The sequence below is a fragment of the Bacteroides sp. CAG:633 genome (assembly GCF_000435115.1).
In the GTDB taxonomy this organism is placed as follows: Bacteria; Bacteroidota; Bacteroidia; order Bacteroidales; family Bacteroidaceae; genus Bacteroides; species Bacteroides ndongoniae.
Genome location: NZ_FR883073.1, coordinates 1 through 19,152 on the forward strand (window position 1 = coordinate 1; position 19,152 = coordinate 19,152).

At 47.7% G+C, this 19,152-nt stretch carries 13 protein-coding genes and 1 pseudogene; 3 read left to right on the top strand and 11 right to left on the bottom strand.

Going from position 1 to position 19,152, the window contains the following annotated elements; translation table 11 throughout:
* Nucleotides 1–727 (top strand): AAA family ATPase (locus QVP67_RS08240; RefSeq protein WP_288180030.1); only part of this gene is annotated, 727 nt, incomplete at its 5' end.
* A gap of 107 nt (nt 728–834) precedes the next feature.
* On the opposite strand, the gene QVP67_RS08245 is transcribed toward QVP67_RS08240, so the two are convergent.
* Both QVP67_RS08245 and QVP67_RS08250 read right to left on the bottom strand, forming a co-directional pair.
* Entirely contained in the window at nt 835–1,839 is a 1,005-nt protein-coding gene (locus tag QVP67_RS08245; protein WP_022163094.1) for a class II fructose-bisphosphate aldolase, read from the bottom strand.
* 214 nt (nt 1,840–2,053) lie between these two features.
* Nucleotides 2,054–3,061, bottom strand: coding sequence for an endonuclease/exonuclease/phosphatase family protein (locus QVP67_RS08250; protein ID WP_022163095.1), 1,008 nt, complete (start codon nt 3,059–3,061; stop codon nt 2,054–2,056).
* A gap of 299 nt (nt 3,062–3,360) precedes the next feature.
* Here QVP67_RS08250 and QVP67_RS08255 point away from each other — a divergent pair, with 299 nt between their 5' ends.
* Nucleotides 3,361–3,612 (top strand): type B 50S ribosomal protein L31, encoded by a 252-nt coding sequence (locus QVP67_RS08255; RefSeq protein ID WP_022163096.1) that lies wholly within the window; start codon nt 3,361–3,363, stop codon nt 3,610–3,612.
* Between the two features lie 84 nt (nt 3,613–3,696).
* On the opposite strand, the gene QVP67_RS08260 is transcribed toward QVP67_RS08255, so the two are convergent.
* The 6 genes from QVP67_RS08260 to QVP67_RS08285 all read right to left on the bottom strand — a co-directional run bounded on the left by QVP67_RS08260 (nt 3,697) and on the right by QVP67_RS08285 (nt 13,304).
* Nucleotides 3,697–4,242, bottom strand: a complete 546-nt coding sequence (locus QVP67_RS08260; RefSeq protein ID WP_022163097.1) for a hypothetical protein — start codon at nt 4,240–4,242, stop codon at nt 3,697–3,699.
* Between the two features lie 49 nt (nt 4,243–4,291).
* Nucleotides 4,292–6,586 carry a GH92 family glycosyl hydrolase gene (locus QVP67_RS08265; RefSeq protein WP_022163098.1) on the bottom strand — a complete coding sequence of 765 codons (2,295 nt, stop codon included), beginning with the start codon at nt 6,584–6,586 and terminating at the stop codon, nt 4,292–4,294.
* Nucleotides 6,587–6,902: 316 nt separating this feature from the next.
* Nucleotides 6,903–8,510 carry a RagB/SusD family nutrient uptake outer membrane protein gene (locus tag QVP67_RS08270; RefSeq protein WP_022163099.1) on the bottom strand — a complete coding sequence of 536 codons (1,608 nt, stop codon included), beginning with the start codon at nt 8,508–8,510 and terminating at the stop codon, nt 6,903–6,905.
* A gap of 15 nt (nt 8,511–8,525) precedes the next feature.
* Complete coding sequence (locus QVP67_RS08275; RefSeq protein ID WP_022163100.1) at nt 8,526–11,528, bottom strand: SusC/RagA family TonB-linked outer membrane protein; 3,003 nt, start codon at nt 11,526–11,528, stop codon at nt 8,526–8,528.
* A 1,213-nt stretch (nt 11,529–12,741) separates the two neighbouring features.
* Nucleotides 12,742–12,930 (bottom strand): DUF3791 domain-containing protein, encoded by a 189-nt coding sequence (locus QVP67_RS08280; protein ID WP_288180032.1) that lies wholly within the window; start codon nt 12,928–12,930, stop codon nt 12,742–12,744.
* Nucleotides 12,931–13,088: 158 nt separating this feature from the next.
* A complete protein-coding gene (locus QVP67_RS08285; protein WP_288180033.1) occupies nt 13,089–13,304 on the bottom strand; it encodes a DUF3791 domain-containing protein in 216 nt (71 codons plus the stop codon).
* 497 nt (nt 13,305–13,801) lie between these two features.
* Between QVP67_RS08285 and hydF the strand changes: the two genes are divergently transcribed.
* Nucleotides 13,802–14,989: a [FeFe] hydrogenase H-cluster maturation GTPase HydF gene (gene hydF / locus QVP67_RS08290; protein ID WP_022163104.1), complete on the top strand. Its 1,188-nt coding sequence runs from the start codon at nt 13,802–13,804 to the stop codon at nt 14,987–14,989.
* Here hydF and QVP67_RS08295 read toward each other — a convergent pair.
* The 3 genes and pseudogenes from QVP67_RS08295 to QVP67_RS08305 form a co-directional block, all read right to left on the bottom strand.
* Nucleotides 14,982–16,250, bottom strand: a complete 1,269-nt coding sequence (locus tag QVP67_RS08295) for a histidine-type phosphatase (RefSeq protein ID WP_022163105.1) — start codon at nt 16,248–16,250, stop codon at nt 14,982–14,984. The two genes, hydF and QVP67_RS08295, sit on opposite strands and share 8 nt — an antisense overlap.
* A 178-nt stretch (nt 16,251–16,428) precedes the next feature.
* Nucleotides 16,429–17,829 (bottom strand): glycoside hydrolase family 28 protein, encoded by a 1,401-nt coding sequence (locus QVP67_RS08300; protein WP_022163106.1) that lies wholly within the window; start codon nt 17,827–17,829, stop codon nt 16,429–16,431.
* Between the two features lie 22 nt (nt 17,830–17,851).
* A pseudogene (locus tag QVP67_RS08305) lies at nt 17,852–19,152 on the bottom strand (glycoside hydrolase family 28 protein); the annotation flags it as partial.

The window sequence follows — 19,152 nt, forward strand, 5'->3', positions numbered from 1 at the left end:
CCTGGCCGTCGGCCCGATCGTCCACTTCGTCAGCCCCTACTACCGCTTTCTGGACAAGTGGATCAGCAACCCTGCACCCGAACAGCACGCCGACAGGCCTGCCGGCCGGCACACCATCATCACCATTGCCCGCGAATTCGGCAGTGGCGGACACCTGTTGGGCGAAATGCTGGCCAAAGAGTTAGACATCCGCCTGTACGACAAAGAGTTCATCCACCTCGCCGCCCAGCGCAGCAACATGGACGAGCAGTACATCGCCAAGAACGAACAGTCCATTCCCTCCTTCTGGCTGAAGTGCATCCTCTCCAAAAACAGCGAGCAACCGTTGGAGTCCAGCCTTTCGCCCGAAGACGTACTGTTCGTAGCCGAAAGCAAAATCATACAGGAACTGGCCGCGAAAGGCCCCTGTATCATTGTAGGCCGCTGTGCCGACTTTGTTCTGAAAGACGAACCGAACGTACTGAAGGTATTCTGCTATTGCGACCAGCCAAGCGCCCTTGACCGCTGCATCGGCCAGTACAACATCCCCCGTGACAAAGCCGAAGCCGAAATACGCCGCATCAACCGCAACCGCATCCACCACTACGAATATTACACAGGCAACAAATGGGCCGACCCGCACCATTATCACCTGATGATCAACACCGGGAGCATCGGTCTGCAAGAAGCCTGTCAGCTGATCAAAGACCTCTATCACCGATTTCCCCAACCGGCTTCACACGAATAACCGCCTGTCGTCCGACCGGCCGGGTGCCTCAAGTCCAGACACAAAAAAAGCTGCTCCCACAAGGGGAAGCAGCTTCCTTTTCTATTTTAAAAACTGGTTGAGAAAGATTATTCAGCCAACTTGCCGTCTGAACCCAGCACATTGATGATTTTGTGCTTGTACATCTTCTCCATGTTGTCACGAGCCGGACCCAGATACTTACGAGGATCGAATTCAGCCGGTTTCTCAGCGAATACCTTGCGAACAGCAGCAGTCATAGCCAGACGAGAGTCTGAGTCGATGTTGATCTTGCAAACTGCAGACTTGGCAGCCTTACGCAATTCGTCTTCGGGGATACCGATAGCAGCTTCCAGCTTGCCACCATATTTGTTGATAGTATCCACTTCTTCCTGAGGAACTGAAGAAGATCCGTGCAGAACGATGGGGAAGCCCGGCAATTTCTCCATAACAGCGTCGAGTACTTCGAATGCCAAAGGAGGAGGAACCAGACGGCCTGTAGCCGGATCAACGTGGCATTGTTCGGGTTTGAACTTGTAAGCACCGTGAGAAGTACCGATAGAGATAGCCAAGCTGTCGCAGCCAGTGCGAGTAGCAAAGTCGATTACTTCTTCAGGGTCAGTATAAGTGTGGTGTTCAGCAGAAACTTCATCTTCTACACCGGCCAACACACCCAGCTCGCCTTCTACAGTTACGTCGAACTGATGAGCGTAGTCAACAACCTTCTTAGTCAAAGCTACGTTTTCCTCGTAAGGCAGGTGAGAACCGTCGATCATTACAGAAGAGAAGCCCATGTCGATGCAAGACTTGCAGAGTTCGAAGCTGTCACCGTGGTCCAGGTGGAGCACGATTTCAGGATGAGCGCAACCCAGTTCCTTAGCGTATTCAACAGCACCTTCGGCCATGTAGCGCAGCAATGTCTGGTTAGCATAGTTGCGTGCACCTTTTGAAACCTGCAGGATAACCGGAGACTTAGTTTCAACAGCAGCCTTGATGATAGCCTGCAATTGCTCCATATTGTTGAAGTTGAAAGCCGGGATAGCATATCCACCTTTGATGGCACGAGCAAACATATCTCTTGTGTTTACAAGGCCTAAATCTTTGTAATTAACCATTTTGTTTAAAAGTTTATTGTTAGTGAATTAAAATTCTGTGCAAAAGTAAACATTCTCATTCAAATTGCGGACACCTGCCCCGATAAAAAAACTCCTCAAACAAAAGAAAAACAAACATTTTTCAAGTGTTTGAAGAGTTTTAACAAAAGATTGTAAAGTCCATGTTGCAAAGTTTGCCCCCGTCAACAGCCGGTTGCCGCAACAGTACTTTCTGTCATTTTCTTAAATAAATAATGGTAGGCAGATGGTCGCTGTAGCCGTTCAGCCACGTGCGCCCGCCGTGCGTACGCAAAGGCGAACCTTTGTACTTGCCGTCCTGCTGTATCAGGTAATCGCGCAGGAACACTTCGCTGTGGTCGAAACGCAGTCCGCGACGCTTCTTCAGAAGCGGTTTCGACAGGACAATCTGGTCGAACAGGTTCCACTTACCACGGTAGAGCAGTGTTCCCACTCCCTTGTCCTCCAGCGTCTCCCACCAAGGATTATAGAACTCGCCCTTCTTCACCTCTTTCTTATATTTACGTGCGCCCAGCGTCTGCATGCTTTCATCCATCGGGTCGTCGTTCATGTCGCCCATCACAATCAGCTTCAGCTTCCGGTATTCATGCTGCAAGGAGTCGGCCAACGCCCGCACCTGGCGTGCTGCGTGTACCCGCACCGGCGACTTTGCTCCACGCGAAGGCCAGTGATTGACGATGACACACACCCGCTCACCGGCCAGTCTGCCCTCCACAATCAGGAAGCCGCGTGTCAGATGCACCGTGTCGCCCTGATAAGGTTCGGACAGTACCAGCTTCGACGTATTCACCTCGAACTGTTGCGGATCGTAAAGCAACGCACAGTCGATGCCCCGTTTGTCGGGACCTTCGTAATGGATAAACTTATAATGCGACATGGAAGGCTGTTTCAGCAGGTCGGTCAACACCCGGCTGTTTTCTACTTCGGCCACTCCGATAAAGGCCGGTCCCTCTTCGACCACGTCGCGCGACAGCGACGACAGCACCTTGGCCATGTTCTCCAGTTTAGCCTCGTACTTCTTCGAATTCCACTTATAACTGCCGTCGGGCAAGAAATCGTAATCGTTCTTACCTTCATCATGAATGGTATCAAACAGATTCTCAAGATTATAAAACGCTACGCTGTACAAATCGCGCTTCGTGTTCTGCGCTCCCGCCACAACCAGACAGAAAGCGAACATCCATAGAAAGAACAGTCTTTTCATATTAATAAAACAACTTAAGTTAGTGAAATTCAGGAGCAGTGCTACCAGCCCAAGACGAGAGTATCAAACGAAAGAATTGCTTCCTTCAGCCATGGATACGAGGTCCGGCCATACGCTTTCAACTCCTGTTTCAGATGCAAAAAAAAGAAATAAAACGAGATAAACCTATTTTTTAGCCGAACTTTTTTTCTGTTTCAATAAATAGCACTATCTTTGCAGCCTGAAAAGTAAAGATAGACCATTACACTATTTATTACCAAGATAGTAACCGAATAATAATTAAAAAAGCAAATAGCGAAATGAAAAAAGGTATTCATCCTGAAAATTACCGTCCGGTAGTATTCAAAGATATGTCAAATGGCGACATGTTCCTGTCTCGTTCTACTATAAACACGAAAGAGACTATCGAATTCGAAGGCGAAACTTATCCGTTGGTAAAGCTGGAAATCTCCAGTTCTTCTCACCCGTTCTATACTGGTAAGTCCAAGTTGGTTGACACTGCCGGTCGTGTAGATAAGTTCATGAGCCGTTACGGTAACCACAAGAAATAATTCTGTACTACACACTTGTTAGTATAAAGAAAAAGAGGATGCATTCTGATGCATCCTCTTTTCTTTTTTCCACTCAGGAAATCTCTACTTCAACAGCTGTACTTCCCAGTTTATCTCCAACGGATTGTTTCGCATCCGCCACACTAGGGGCCAATCCGGATTGTCCAGAATCCACACTTCCGCACCTTCCTTTTGGTCGCGTACATGTAGCAGGGCATAGCCACATGCCTGCTCGTCCGCATCCAGCAGTTCGTATTCGGTGCAGTTATAAGCCAAACGGCGCGTTTCCTTCAGCTCACGGTAGGCCTTGTCCGAAATCAGATAGGCCGTTTCATTACCCGGCAACACCACTCTTCGGCCGTCTTCGGGCATCAGCGAACTGAGGACATTACCTCCTGCCAGCGAAGCCGGAGTCATCGTATACGTTCCCTTCTGCCAGCGAAGGTTGCGCAAGATGCGCCAATCCAGCACAACGGAATCATTCCGTTGGGTAAAACACATCTGGTATTTGCGTGTCTGCCCATGCAGTTTGAAGACGAACAGCAGCGTATCCGGTACGGCATTCTGTGCCGCTGCTCCTGTGCCCATAGCCAGCAACAGGAGCAAAGTAATCAAATATCTGGTTTTCATGTTTCTTGTGTATCTAAGTTCTGCATAAAAGGATATGCCTGAACTTGAATTAATGATTCGGTTTAAACATCTCCCTGCCCCACTCCGAAGGCTTCTTTCCCATCTTCAGCACCAGCGTACCGCCAGCCATCAGATCCTTGTGGCGCAATGCCGACCAGGGATAATCTTCTCCGTTCAGGGTAGCACTCTGTACATAACGGTTCTTTTCCGAAAGGCCGTCGGCCACAATCCGGAAGTCGCGTCCGTTTGCCAGATGCAGCGTAGTGGTGCGAAGCAGCGGTGTGTTTATCAGGTAATAGTCCTGACCGGCATTGGGATAAAGCCCCATCATATGGAAAGCCAACCACGAAGACATGGCCCCCGAATCGTCGTTGCCCGGCAGACCTACAGGACCGTCGTTATAGCTTTCTGCCAGAATCGTATGGATGCGGTCGCTACTGCGCCAAGGCTTGCCCAGCCAGTGATACAGACAGGGAGTAAGGAACGACGGTTCGTTGTTCACATTATAATAATTGCGGATAAAGAAAGTATCCAGCCGTTGCTCGAAAGCCTGCGGACCACCACACTTCTCAATCAACCCCGATACGTCGTGCGGAATGCTCAGCGAATATTCCCACGAAGAAGCCTCGTAGAAGAACATGCTCCACCAGGGCGTGTACCACGGTCCTTCAAACGTCATAGGCGTGTAGACATACTTGGGTTGCATCACGCGGCTGTGTCCGTAGGGCAGGCTGTCCAGCCATTGGCCATCGGCATCGCGCGGCATGATGAAGCCCCGTGCCCCGCTGTGTTCGTAATCGTCGCGCCACAGGTTCTTCCAGTTGCCGCTCTGCTTCAGATAGTGCTGGTACAGTTCCTCCTTTCCCAGTCCCTTGGCCACGAGGGCAATGGCATAGTCGCAATAGCTGTATTCCACCGTACGGTTTCCGGCACGGTCGGTGCCCCAGGGAACATAACCCAGCTCCAGATACTCGCGCAAGCCGCCACGTCCTTCGGCCTCGTGGTTGGCACCCGGGTCCACGGTAGCGTCTTTCAGCATGGCTTGCAGAGCCAGTTCGTAGTCGATGCCCTCCAGCCCTTTCACAAACGCATCGGCAACGACGATTTCGGCATTCGACCCACCTTGTGTACGTCCGTTGCAGTTACCGCTCCGGGCATCGGGCATGTAGCCGTCGCGCTTGTAGATGTTCACCAGCGAACGGACGATGTCGGCTTCACGCTTCGGATCGATCAGCGTAATCAGGGGCGACGACGTGCGGTACGTATCCCAAATGGCATAAAAGTCATCGTAATAAGGTTCGGGATCGCTCCAGAGCGGATTCTCGCCCGTACGGTCCACCGGCATCAGCATCGTATGATACAATCCGGTATAGAACATCCGTTTGTGTGCTTCCGGAGCCTTCTCGTCAATCTCGATTTTCGAAAACAAAGTTTCCCATTTGTCCAGGAGCTGACGATGCACCTCGTCGAACGACCAGTGAGGAATCTCGCTGTGTGCGTTGGCCTCGGCGCGCAGACAGCTCAGGAAAGAGATGCCCACCTTCAGCTGTAGTGTAGTGGCATCGCCTTCGAAACGAAGCAAAGCCCCTGTCTTCTGATGCGAATCGTACTGCGTGCGGTCAGTAGTAATGCTGTCGCCTTTCCACGTAGCCCATTCGCTGAAGGGGCGGTCGGTTTCGGCATAAAAGTAAACCGTATAGGCACGCCCGTTGTTCCATCCGCCACGAATGCGGGTATATCCGCACACTTCCCGGTCGGACAGTATCTGTATCTCCGAGCCCACAAACTGCTGGGCCTCGCGTGCGTCGGGCACCGGACTTTCGCCCAAGAAGAAACCGGCGTCGATGGCCAGTGCCTTGTCCGCCACCTCGGGATAAGTAAAGCGGTAGAACGAGGCTCGCTCGGCGGTAGTTATCTCCGTACGGATGCCGCTCTGCTTGAAACGGGTGTCATAGTAGCCCAAACGTATATTTTCGTACTCGCGGTAATCAAGATGTTGCGTGCGGTCCAATGCTCCACAGAAAGGAGTCACCAGCACATTGCCATACTTCGGTCCGCCCCCTGTGCCGCTGACGTGCACCTGGGCAAAACCGTCTACCCGTTCGGGCATCGGCAACCAGCCACTGTTGGGAGAAGGTGTACAGTCGGGCGAGGGTTTCACCATGCCGAAGGGACACGACGGACCGATAAAGACACGCCCCAGTCCTTCGGAACCGATACGCGGATCGACGTAGTCTGTCAAAGGTTTTTCCGGCTCTGCCTGCCTATCACGAGCCACGGCAGCTGTACCGCTTGTCAACAGAAAGGCCAACAGCACACTGCCCAATAAACGTTGCATATCCATAGTTATCTATTCTTATTATTTACATTTTACATCATTTCCAACGGATGTATTTCCAAGGCGGTATTATGCCGATATTTTTTCCCAGTTAGGAAAAAATTATTTCCCAGTTAGAGAATATTTTTTTCCTAACTATACATTTTTTCGGACACCATCCTGCCAGAAAAACATTCCGTTTTCAGAATCATTCAAAAGTATAAACACAAAAGCCTTGCATTGTCACCCAAAGTACACGACTATAGATGCAACACAAGGCTTTCCCTTTTAAAACACTAAATAAAACAATCGGCTATTTTACCTTAAAATGTATTATGAGTGATTAGTATCCAGGGTTTTGTGTCCAGTTGGTATTGGTATTCATTACTCCTGTCGGAATCGGACAAATACGACGGAACAATTCAGTCTTGGCCTTGGGGTTTACTACATGCTTCAACGCCCAGTCGTCTTCAAATTTTCCGTAACGGATGAGGTCGTTTCGACGCCAGTTTTCATCGAAGAACTCGCGACCACGTTCATCCAGAATATCCTGCAGAGTAGGTTCTCCGTCAAACAGAGGAGCATGTACATAAGTACGAATCTGGTTAAGCAAAGAAGCCGGAGTATCCCCTGTGGTAGCTTTTCCACCACGCAACAAAGCTTCAGCCTTGGTCAAAATGATATCGGCAAAACGGAAGATAGGTACATCATTACTTTGGTTACGTCCGTTCAAATAATCATCGTAAGTAGGGAACCACTTCACTGACTTGTAACCCTGTGACCATCCATTTACATCCTTACCAGTATTCAATTCTTCAGGAACACTTCCTTCTTTCAACTTAATTTCTTTCGTAAATACAAGTTGTTCGCCATTATAAATGACAGGGTCATTCGTCAAGTTACGTTCGTTGTCGAAATAGTAAATAGGACCACCTACAATAGATGCGTTACGATCGTCACCAGGCAATGAAAGCAAATCTACGACATTAGGGTTAACAGCCATATTACCACCCACAGAAGCACTCAATTTAAAGCCATAAATAGATATATCCAGTGAGTTCATCTGTCTCCAAGTACGATAACGTGCGTAGCACATACCTTGAGCTGTAATACGATCGTAAGGCATTGCGTAGATGAAATCTTTTACCTTATAACCATTTTCAGGCCAGAACTTCTCGCGATAGCTATCACTAAGGTCGAACGGACTGTTGTTGAGGAACTCATCGCAGATGGCAATACAATCATCTAATTTCGGGTTATTAATAGAAGGAGTATAAGTTGTTACATCCTCACAAGAATAAACTGCCCAGTTCAAGTAAAGCTTAGCAAGCAACGCCTTGGCCATCCAGTATGTCGGTTTACCATAAGTTCCGGCGTTAACTTCCTGTGTCAGATTGGGAATAGCCTTCAGCAAATCAGCTTCAATAAAGGCAGCTACATCGGGACGTGGAGAACGGTCGATGGCCTCGTTTTCATCAAGCAGATGATCCAAAATAGGAGACGCTCCCCATACTTCCATCAGGATGAAGTGATAGAAGGCGCGCATAGCGAGAGCTGGTGCTGCAGCAGGCTCGTCTGCACCTCCTAAATCGAGGATAGCCTTGTTACAGCTGGTAATACCAGATGTGATATCTCCATACCAGTCAACACAGGGGTCATCTGCATTATACATGTGCAGTGTAGGATGTGAGTTCTCACCACTGTTGTAATAGTCACCATCGAAAGAGATGCCTGTAAATTCATCACTGGAGAACGAGCAAAGTTCGTTATAGCGGCGTCCCAAAGGTCCGCGGAACTTGTAATAGACATCAGACAGTTTGGCTTCTGCTGCAATTTCAGAATCCGGAAATTCGGTCAATTGGGATGTGATTTCCACATCAAGATCTGTACAGCCGGTAGTTGCTGCTGCCAAGAATCCGGCAGATATAAACAGTTTAAATATATTTTTCATAATTTGGTCTGTTAATTAGAAGTTTACATTCAATCCTAACATAAAGGTACGAGTACGTGGATAGAAAGAGTTACGCCAGTCAATACCCGGTTCTACACCGCCCAAACTTACTTCGGGATCAGTACCTGAGTAACCGGTAATTGTGAATACGTTGTTGCAGGTAGCAGTCAACTTCAAGTTATTGATCCAGTTACCAATCTTTCCAAAGTTGTAACCCAAACTCAATGTAGAAAGACGTAGATAGCTACCATCTTCGAGGTAACGGTCAGATGGTGCCTGAGCGCCTGTATCATTAGCATTCTGATCGGTTAAGATTTCCTTCAAACCGTTCTTACCAACTTTAATGTTGGTTACGTTATTGTACTGAGCACGGGTAGCGTTGAAAATCTTGTTACCGAAAGTTCCTTGGAAGAAAGCAGTCAGTGTCCAATTCTTGTAGTTTAATGTGTTGTTCCAGCCTAAGTTCAACTTTGGTTGTGCAGAGCCCACTTTCACACGGTCTTTTTCACCCGGATTAGTAGTAGTACCGATAAGATTACCTTCTTCGTCATATTCATCAAAGATAGAAACACCATCTTCGTTGTAACCGGCCCAATGATACATATAGAAAGTACCAATAGGTTCGCCTTCCATAATGCGCTGGATAGAGTTGGTCTGTGAGAAACCGCCGATGTTTGGATTAGCTCTGTTGATATAATCAACTGAATAAGTATCGTTAGACAACTTGTCAACAGTGTTCTTGTTATGTGAAAGATTCAATGTTGTACTCCATTGAAAATCCTTCGTCTGAACGGGAATGGCGTTAATACTAACTTCAATACCCTTGTTAGTAATATCACCTACATTAGCCCACATTGTGCCGTATTGATATTTGCTAGTAGAAACGGCATAATCAAGAATCAGATCAGAAGTCTTCTTTACGTAATATTCAACGGTTGCACCCAAACGTCCACCTAAAATAGAGAAGTCAACACCTACGTTGAACATGGAAGTTGATTCCCACTTCAGATCTGGGTTAGAGTTACGCAATGCACCGATGGTACGATAATCTGTAGCAACGCCATTAGCATCTACATATGTAAACCAACCAGTACCACCATAAACCATTTGCGGCAGATAAGGGTCAAATCCCAGTGAGTTACCACTGACACCGTATCCAGCACGAAGTTTTAAGTCATCAAAGCCCCAACCTTTGGCAAACTCTTCTTCAGAAATACGCCATGCAGCAGAGAATGAGGGGAAAGTTGCCCAACGATTATTAGCACCGAAAGCTGAAGAACCGTCGCGACGTACAGTAGCCTGGAACAAGTACTTACTATTGAAGCTATAGTTGGCACGTGCATAGAATGAAATCATACGCAATGTACTTTCTGCAGAAGACCATATGCCATTGATACCATCCATTCTATTGGCCAAACCTAAGTTTTTGTAACCCACTACATCGTTATAGAAATCGTAAACAGTCAATCCATAACCATCAGCCTTGGTTGTTTCTTCCCAAGAATAACCGAGCATGACATTCAGTTTGTGGATATCATTAAACGTCTTATCATAATTCAAATAAGTTTCAAACACTTTCTTGTCATCCATAGTAGTACGACGGTGAGCCTGACCATTATCTTTAATATTAGTCAACTGAGTCTGAGAAGTGTGATACTCATCCCACAAGAACTGTTCGTTCTGGTAAGACAGTGTTGCATTCCATTGCAGACCCTCCATAATGTCCAAAGCTGCCTTGGCAGTTCCTTGCAATTTCTTAGTCTGATGGTGGTAAGTATCTTCATTAATCAAAGACATTGGATTGTAATTCTGAGAAACACCTTCGTATCTGAACCAGCTTCCATCTTCATTGCGCACAGGAACCAACGGAGAATAGTAGTTCATAGCATCGTAAACACTGGTATTGTCACCGCCAGTCTCAACAGAGTTATTATTGGTGATGCTGGCATTCAAGTTCATAGACAATGTCAAACGGTCATTCAGAGCTTTTGTCTGTACAAAAGCACGACCAATGAGGCGATCCATGTCTGTACCCTTAATAACACCTTGTTTTTCCATGTAATTAATGCTGGCTGTATAAGAAGTTGTTTCGCTACCACCACTGATAGATACGTTGTGGTTGTGAGTGAACGCCGTGCGTTGTACCTCCTTCTGCCAATCGGTATTACCGCCAAAATCATTATCAATAGTGAAATCATTGGCTTTGGCATACGCACGTAAATCGTCTGCAGTCATCATGTCAAGGTTCTTCATCACCTTGTCTGCTGCAATGTAAGCACTGTAAGTAACACTCGCCTTACCAGCCTTACCTTTCTTAGTAGTAACGATGATCACACCATTGGCTGCCTTTGAACCATAGATTGCAGTAGCAGTTGCGTCACGCAATACGTCGATGCTTTCAATATCTTCAGGAGCAATCAATGCCAATGATACACCCGGTACACCATCTACTACATAATAGGGTTCCATAGCTTCACCACCGCGCAATGAAGAAGCACCACGCAAAGTGATAGAAGAAGTTCCAGCATTCGGGTCACTACTCTGTGTAATAGTCAGACCCGGTACTTTACCTTGTAATAACTGTGCAGGATCTGTATAAGTACCAACATTCAATTTGTCTGCCTTTACAGTGGTAATAGAGCTAGTAACATCCTTACGTTGCATGCTACCGTAACCGATAACCACTACTTCATCCAATGCTTGGAGATCTTCCTGCAGGGCAATGTCAATAACATTTTGATTTACGACTACCTCTCTCGTTGTAAAACCAATATAGGAAAATATCAGTGTTTTGCCCTTTCCTACATTGATACTGTACTTTCCGTTAACATCAGTGATACTACCATTAGTAGTGCCTTTTTCAAGAACATTAACACCCGGTAACGGCGCACCTGTTTTGTCGGTTACGGTACCCGTCACCTTGTTCTGTGCAAATGCTAAGGTACTGCTTAGCAAGAACATGATGAGAAACAAACTCTGTACCCATGTTCTCTTTCCTTTTAATTGTACATTCAGCATAAAATAAAGTTTTAGTTAAAAAAACAGTTTTTATTCTCATTTATTATTGTTCACACTCTCTTTTTCGGCTGCAAAAGTAGAAATCACATGTTACATCTACATTTCATAATTATTTCAAAATATGTACAACCGTTTAACAATCAGATGATTATAAAAACAACAAGCCTATTTCTTCACTCTTTCAACAATACTGCTAAGTGTAAAGAAACAGGCTCCCGACGACATTGCCATTTAACAATAGGCAACAGATCAATGGAGGAAATACATTCATTGCTGTTTCCATAGTTCATTCTTAGATTTCAGTTGTCGCAAAGATATGATAACGTACATACAAGCAGGGGGAAAATAACGCAAAATAGGAGGAAAATAGTAAACCTATCATTCTTTTCCATCAGTTATATTTCACCACAATATACTGAATATCAAAACAGTGCATTTGTTTACTATTTTACTCCTACCTCAAATTAGTAGAGAAAAATGTTTTTGATAAAAGCCACACACACCTCACTGTATCTGCCCACGACTTCTCTGCCTGTTTTTTAATTGCCATAAAAGTAAAAGAGAAACAAAAAACTAACAGCTGAAAAACGGAAAGACTAAACAACCATACAGCATCAGTTAGTGCAGTAACACTACTCTAAATGCACTTCTCTTTCTGCATAGTTCGTACCTAAAAATAGATATTTATAAGATTCTGCGGGTAAAGTTTCACCGTAAGCGAATGATAATAAAGATGTTGTAATGCAAAGAATGGATACGCGGACTACACGGAATGAGCGGATGAACGCGGATTTTTATTATTCATTCAATTCTCATTGAACGGGCGTGAAACGTTATCTTTCACCATATCCTACTGTGTTTCAGTACGAAAATCCTCCGGTGACAGCGTGAAGGCTATTTTCCACTTTCTTCTTTTTATCCGTGTGAATCTGCCCCATCCGCGTATTCCGCGTATCCATCCTTCACCCTTTATCCATTCTTAATTATTCATTTTTCATTTCCAAAGTCCTACTTGGTGGATGTAACTACCTACTTTAGACAAACAATATCAATAGTTAGCCAGTGTAACAAGCAATGCCAGCAGGTTTGAAAAGCAATGCCGCCGCATCTTACAACCAATTCCATCACCGCATAATGCAAGTAACTCCCGTGAGTATTGCAAGCACGGCTCGCGAACCGTACAAGTGTTGCTCAGGAGCCGTACAAGTGTTGCTCAAGAACAGGAACTTTCCCATTCCATCAACAATTCATCGGCAAGATATTCATCACTGAGGCAGTGCATATCTGCTACCCCATTGCTGATAAGTTTATAAGTATCTGAATTATAGAAAAAAGCGAGTGCTTCTTCGTATGGAATCTGTAACCTATCGGCAAACAGACGGACAATGCGTGCATATTTCATCTGCAAGACTATCTTATCAGCCAACATATCCACCTCCTTCCGGCATTATTTCTTCAGCTTTTACAAAATGTAAGTGATGCGAAAGTACATGTTGATCCGCTCACGCGAGTGATACACATCTGGATTCTCTATGACGATGTCCGAAGCATGATACAGTTTCATTTCAATACTCCTTTCTCTTTCATGTATGAAAGCAAGTCTTCCACAATATACTCTTTGCTGAACGTATGCAACACATCGTATCCCGGAAGCAGATATCCGGTAAGGATACCCGATGAACGCAGCATGCTATAGACTTGTCCGGCACTCATTTTCAGTGCATCAGCTAAACTCCCGACACAAAACGTTGTAAAACATAATTGTTCAAAATTCATAGACTTACAAATTGATTTGCGGTATATGCAAATATAGAACTTATTCATCACATACAAACCCGTTATGATGGATTTTTTCGCTTTGCTCGCGAACCGTACAAGTGTTACTCACGAACAATCATTGCCAGCCCATGTTTTTCCGAATACTGGCGCACACCGTATCGAATCGGTCAATAAGTTGTAACCAACCGGGGACATCCTTGTTCATCCATCCCATAACGACAACCATCTCCCGATGAATCTCTTCCACACGATTCAAATTCCAGCAAATAGATTCATTATGAAAGGCAGTTTAGTCGAGAAAACTTTTTCAAAGAATGCTTTGTTATGTTCCATATCTTTTATACTTTTGTATCGCAGTCCCGGGCGTTCCTCTCCCAGCTCTCAGTTACTGGTGATGAATCCGGTTTTTTTTATGCCTGTTTACAAAGATATAATTATTTCTTTTCACCTGCTAACTTTCTATAATCCATATTCCTCCTTTAAACTACCGTTTTATGAGTTTAACAGCTACTCCCCGCTCCAACCGCCTGCACATTGTTCTGCTGGGCAAACGAAACAGTGGAAAATCTTCGCTGCTGAATGCGCTGACCCATCAGCAGGCAGCACTGGTGTCCGACGTTGCCGGCACAACCACCGATCCTGTCTATCAGGCCATGGAAGTACACGGACTGGGGCCGTGCGTATTCATCGACACGGCAGGCTTCGACGACGAAGGTGAGTTGGGTGCACTGCGTGTAGAAAAGACACAGAAAGTCATGCAAAAAGCCGACGTAGCCCTGTTGGTGTGCAGAGATGAAGAGGTGAAAGACGAACTACACTGGCTACAACTGCTGAAGGAGAAGCAAATCCCCACCCTGCTGGTGCTGAACAAGACCGATCTGCTCCCCCACGCCGAAACCGTGGCCGATGCAATAAGTGAGAAAGCCGGTGTACGTCCGCTCGTGGCCAGTGCCCGGACAGGCGAAGGAGTAGAAGAAATACGCGAAGCCCTGATACGTATGGCATCGGAAACGGTACAACCCGCCATCGTGTCGCATCTGGTATCAGAAGGTGACTTGGTACTGTTAGTGATGCCGCAAGACATCCAGGCACCCAAAGGCAGACTGATTCTACCCCAGGTACAGACGCTGCGTGAACTGCTCGACCGGAAATGCATGGTGATGAGCTGCACCACCGACAAGCTGGCCGACACGCTGCAAGCCCTGTCGCGCGCGCCGCAACTGATCATCACCGACTCGCAGGTGTTCCGCACCGTATATGAGCAAAAGCCTGCCGAAAGTCTGCTGACGTCGTTCTCCGTCTTGTTTGCCCGGCAAAAGGGAGACATCGACTACTATCTGCAAGGCGCGGCCAGCATCGCCCGTTTGGGAAAGGATGCCCGCATCCTGATAGCTGAAGCCTGCACTCATGCTCCGCTCTCGGAAGACATTGGCCGGGTGAAACTGCCCCGTATGCTGCGCAAGCGTCTGGGAGAAGGTATACGCATCGATATTGTATCGGGAGCCGACTTCCCCGACGACCTGACGGGCTACGACCTCGTTATTCATTGCGGTGCGTGCATGTTCAACCGCAAGCACGTCATGAGCCGCATCGAAAGTGCCCGTCGCCAAGGAGTGCCGATGACCAACTACGGTGTAACCATCGCCTGGGTGAACGGCATACTGGACAAAATCGTCATTTGACGTCCCCGCCCTGTGCAGGTGCCACTTGCTGCCAGAAGCGTTTCACGTCTTCCCAACGATAGAACGAACCTTCTACACTCGGAATGGGAAGTTTAGCTTCGTGCTCGTTCAGCAGAAAACGTACCAGTACATCCTTTCCGGAGGCGCGATAGAAGACAAGCTGCAAATTGGCTCCCATTGGCGAGACCTTATAGTCCTGCCAGGCCAGATGAAACTTATCTATATCCGCTTCCTGATTTGCACAGCCCTCCATCTGCATCAGGGCCAGCAAGCGGATGAGATGGGTATCGTGTCCGAAGCGTAAATCAGCATCCGTACTTCCGCCACTGATGGCTGCGTCAGCTTTCACTACAATATCGTTCAACAGATTGGAAGCACAGCGCGGCATCACTCCTCCGTTGAGCGGAGCAGCGGCATTGCACACATACATGCGGGCATTCACCGTCCGCCAGAAGTCGCGCAGTTCGTCGTACTGAAAGAGGTCGTAAAACGACACTTGCCCGCACAAATCCACATTCTGCATGTCGGCAGCAATCCAATAAAGCGACGTCATGACATCGGCCGACTGTTTCTCCGAAAAGTTTTCGGCATGCAGAAACAGCGACTTCATTAACCGGGCCGGACGTATCATACGCCTTTCGAAAGCATGAAAATCCTTGCGCCAAGTTGCTTGTTCGGAACTAAAAGCCTCACCTTCGGGCGAAGTATAAGCGATGTAGTTCATATACTCGCCATAAGCACGGCGTGTGATGCGCAAGGAAGGGTTCTGTTCTTTCAGTCCGTCGGTAAAATAACTCATGCTCATTGCACAACGGAGCGAAGTGGAAGAACGCGCATCGACCACCGCACTGTCGCGAAACACTTGCGGAAAATTACGGTACATGCGAACGGCAATGTCGTGATGCTGCCGTTCACCCAACGGCGTGATGTTACCACTGCGTCCGCGGGCATCATCCCACACACGATGCAGACGCAGACGGACATCCTGTCCCAAAGCCGTCAGCTGATTGTACCGGTACAGTGAATCGAACAGACTGACCATCGCCACATAACGCACATCGTCCGTCATCCAGCGCGACCCATGACGGCCGTAATGACTGATGTAAAACGGCTCATATCCTTCGGGAGCTGGTACAGGCGCTTCTGCCGGAGCCGGATAAGCATAATAGATACTTCCCAACTGTTCGGGTGTAGGACGGTTTTGCGAAAAAACCATCAGAAAACTGCAAAAAGCGTATATTGTAATCAGTAATCGTTTCATATTCTGTTTTTTACCAATAGACATTCAAATTCAAAAGTAGTTGTTATTTTCAGTCAGAGATTACACGAAAATTCGCGGATAGCCTTTCTCAGTGTCTTCCCGCGTAATCCGTACCCGAAAAAAGCGGGATACAATGTATCTTTTCACGCCTTCCCTCTTTATGCAGAAACCGGTCGGTTCATTCAATCACCACATTGTGAGCATTCTTCTGCATCACACCGTCGGCAGCCTTGTCGGGCTTGGTATCACCCCACATGATGCGCGAATCTTCTATATAAATGTCTGAAGCCGTATCGATGTAGAAACCGTACGTGCTATCATGTACAAAACCTTCGCCCAGACAGGGACGCTTGTCGTAGATTCCTCCGGGATAGCCGGTACGCTTGTATAGCAACACATCCACGTCCTTGAAGAAAATGTGATTCACCTTGCCCGGTACATCTCCGCCTACAAACACGCCGTTCTCGCTGGTACACTTGATATTCGTGAAGTAAATACGGCTCACCTCTCCGCAACGTCCTTCGGTAGCTCCCTTCGGAAAACGCCAGCCGGCATCCTTGTGATTGCCTACGGCACGCGGATAAGAAGTCACATAGATAGGCTCGGCCTTGCCCCACCACACATCGGAAAAGAACTGGCAGTCGATAAGCATATTCGAGAAAACAACGTTGGTCACCGTGCCTTCGTCACGGTTCTGAATACCGACTCCACGGTTGCTGCCCCGGATGATGCAATTGTTGAACAGCACGTTGTTGATAACATCCATATTCTCCGACCCGATCTTGATGGCACACGAACGGGAAGTCATCACACAGTTGCTCACCACAATGTCTTCGCACGAACCGTATTCTTCGAATTCACGTCTGTTTTTCAAGCAGATGCAATCATCGCCCGACTCGATAAAGCAGTCGGCGATGCGTACCTTGCACGAGTGGTCGAGGTCGATGCCGTCACCATTGCGGATTTTCAGGTTATTGAGTAGGGAAATACCTTCGATCAGCGCATCGTAGCAACCCACCAGATGAATGGTCCAGTAGGCACTGTTGCAGATGGTTACATCCCTGATTACTATCTTCTCGGCATTGATAAGGGTCAGGACATGCGGACGCGGATCGAAGTCCGTCACCGGTTTCAGTTCGTACGAATCCTCCAGTTCCTTCCCCATAAAGGCTACCCCGTTACCGTCGATGGTACCTGTACCCGTAATGGAAAGGTTTTTCAGATCTTTTCCGCTGATCCACATCATGCCTTCACCACGGTTCTCGCCAAAAGCACTCTCGGTGTAAACACTTTCGTCAGGATTGGCCAACAGGCGCGAGTTGGGCTCCAGATGAAAATTGACATCCGAAGCCAACTTCAGCGGACCACACAGAAAGGTATGCCCCGAAGGAAGCAATACGGTTCCGCCTCCGGCGGCACTACAGGCATCAACAGCCTGCTGTATGGCAGTTGCGTCGTCGGTCTTTCCGTCTCCCGCCGCTCCATAGTCCATCACGTTGTAAACTCCGTTCTGCCGTTGCTGGCACGCATTCAGCAGAAACAGACTGAACAGGACAAGAATCAAATGTTTCGTTCTCATATATCGTAAGCTCGTTAAAAGTTTAATCGGTTGTTCGGATATTATCTACCTGCTCGTATCGAAAAGCCGGATACTGGCTGCCCGGTGCACAGTCGCCGTAAGTCCGTACTAATTGCAGTCCGTCTACATGACGGAACAGGTAAGCACTCTCCCAAGTAGGTTCGGGATGCTGCATGTTCCAGTTCACTTCGCAGTCAATTAGCGACAGCTTATCGACTCCGTCGAACAGGAACCCATTGCGCGAACGCTTGTCCACCGCGTCTTCCGGCTCCATAAACAGCTGCACGTCGTTCAGGCGAATGTTTCTGATCCGACGGCTGAAGCCTTCAAGACGGATGCCACTCTGTCCGTGAGCGATGATGTGACTCAGAGTCACATTCTCGATGGTGCCCGACGAACCGTCTCCCCGCTTCTGCACGGTAAACCAGACGGGGTCTCCGTTTCCCCACCAGAAGGTTTCTTTCCGGCAGGTAGAGATGGCGATGTTCGAAAACAGGATGTTGCGGGCACTACCACCGTCGCGGATAATCATATTCAATCCACGGTTTGCCTTGTCAATGACACAGTTGGAAACAGTAATATTCTCGAAATCGGCATGCGACTCCGTGCCGATCTTCAACGCAGCCGACGAAGAGGTCAGCACGCAGTTGGTTATGGTAATCTGACTGCAAGGCAAGGTCTTGCCTCCCTGTCGGGTTGTCTTCAGGCAAAGAGCGTCATCGCCGGTATCGATACGGCAATTGCTCACCATAACATGACTGCATCCGTCGATGTCGAGTCCGTCAGCATTGACTCCGTTATGACGGTTGGAAGTGATGTAAACGCCATCTACCGTCACCCGTTCGCACCATTGCAGATGTACGGACCAGAAAGAAGACTCGACCACCCGGATGTCGCGAATGGATACACCGGTGCAGCCAACAAAGCTGATGGCTCCCGGACAAGGCGGCACTTTACGGAACTTGCTCTGATAGTCGACTCCGTAACGGGCGGCATTGGCTATCTCCCGACCGGTAACCGAATCGGTAACAGCAGTCTGTGGCTTGCGCCGATAACCGATGCGTTCGGCACGGCAGTGCAGGGTTCCCGTTCCCGTCACCGAAATATTCTCGGCATCGAAAGCCCCCAACAGGACTTCACTTTCGCCGGTATCGGCCGCCCCTACTTTACGTCGGAATCCTTCATAGTCGGACACTTTCCGACTGGCATAAACGGTGGCACCGGCATCCAAATGCAGGTTGACATTGCTTTTCAGTATGACCGTCGTACACAGGTAATTGCCGGCAGGCACCCATACCGTTCCTCCGCCGTCGGCAGCGCAGG

Coding starts and splice junctions, on each gene's coding strand:
- QVP67_RS08245 (WP_022163094.1), bottom strand. CDS start 1,839: ATGGTTAATTACAAAGATTTAGGCCTTGTAAACACAAGAGATATGTTT.
- QVP67_RS08250 (WP_022163095.1), bottom strand. CDS start 3,061: ATGAAAAGACTGTTCTTTCTATGGATGTTCGCTTTCTGTCTGGTTGTG.
- QVP67_RS08255 (WP_022163096.1), top strand. CDS start 3,361: ATGAAAAAAGGTATTCATCCTGAAAATTACCGTCCGGTAGTATTCAAA.
- QVP67_RS08260 (WP_022163097.1), bottom strand. CDS start 4,242: ATGAAAACCAGATATTTGATTACTTTGCTCCTGTTGCTGGCTATGGGC.
- QVP67_RS08265 (WP_022163098.1), bottom strand. CDS start 6,586: ATGGATATGCAACGTTTATTGGGCAGTGTGCTGTTGGCCTTTCTGTTG.
- QVP67_RS08270 (WP_022163099.1), bottom strand. CDS start 8,510: ATGAAAAATATATTTAAACTGTTTATATCTGCCGGATTCTTGGCAGCA.
- QVP67_RS08275 (WP_022163100.1), bottom strand. CDS start 11,528: ATGCTGAATGTACAATTAAAAGGAAAGAGAACATGGGTACAGAGTTTG.
- QVP67_RS08280 (WP_288180032.1), bottom strand. CDS start 12,930: ATGAAATATGCACGCATTGTCCGTCTGTTTGCCGATAGGTTACAGATT.
- QVP67_RS08285 (WP_288180033.1), bottom strand. CDS start 13,304: ATGAATTTTGAACAATTATGTTTTACAACGTTTTGTGTCGGGAGTTTA.
- hydF (WP_022163104.1), top strand. CDS start 13,802: ATGAGTTTAACAGCTACTCCCCGCTCCAACCGCCTGCACATTGTTCTG.
- QVP67_RS08295 (WP_022163105.1), bottom strand. CDS start 16,250: ATGAAACGATTACTGATTACAATATACGCTTTTTGCAGTTTTCTGATG.
- QVP67_RS08300 (WP_022163106.1), bottom strand. CDS start 17,829: ATGAGAACGAAACATTTGATTCTTGTCCTGTTCAGTCTGTTTCTGCTG.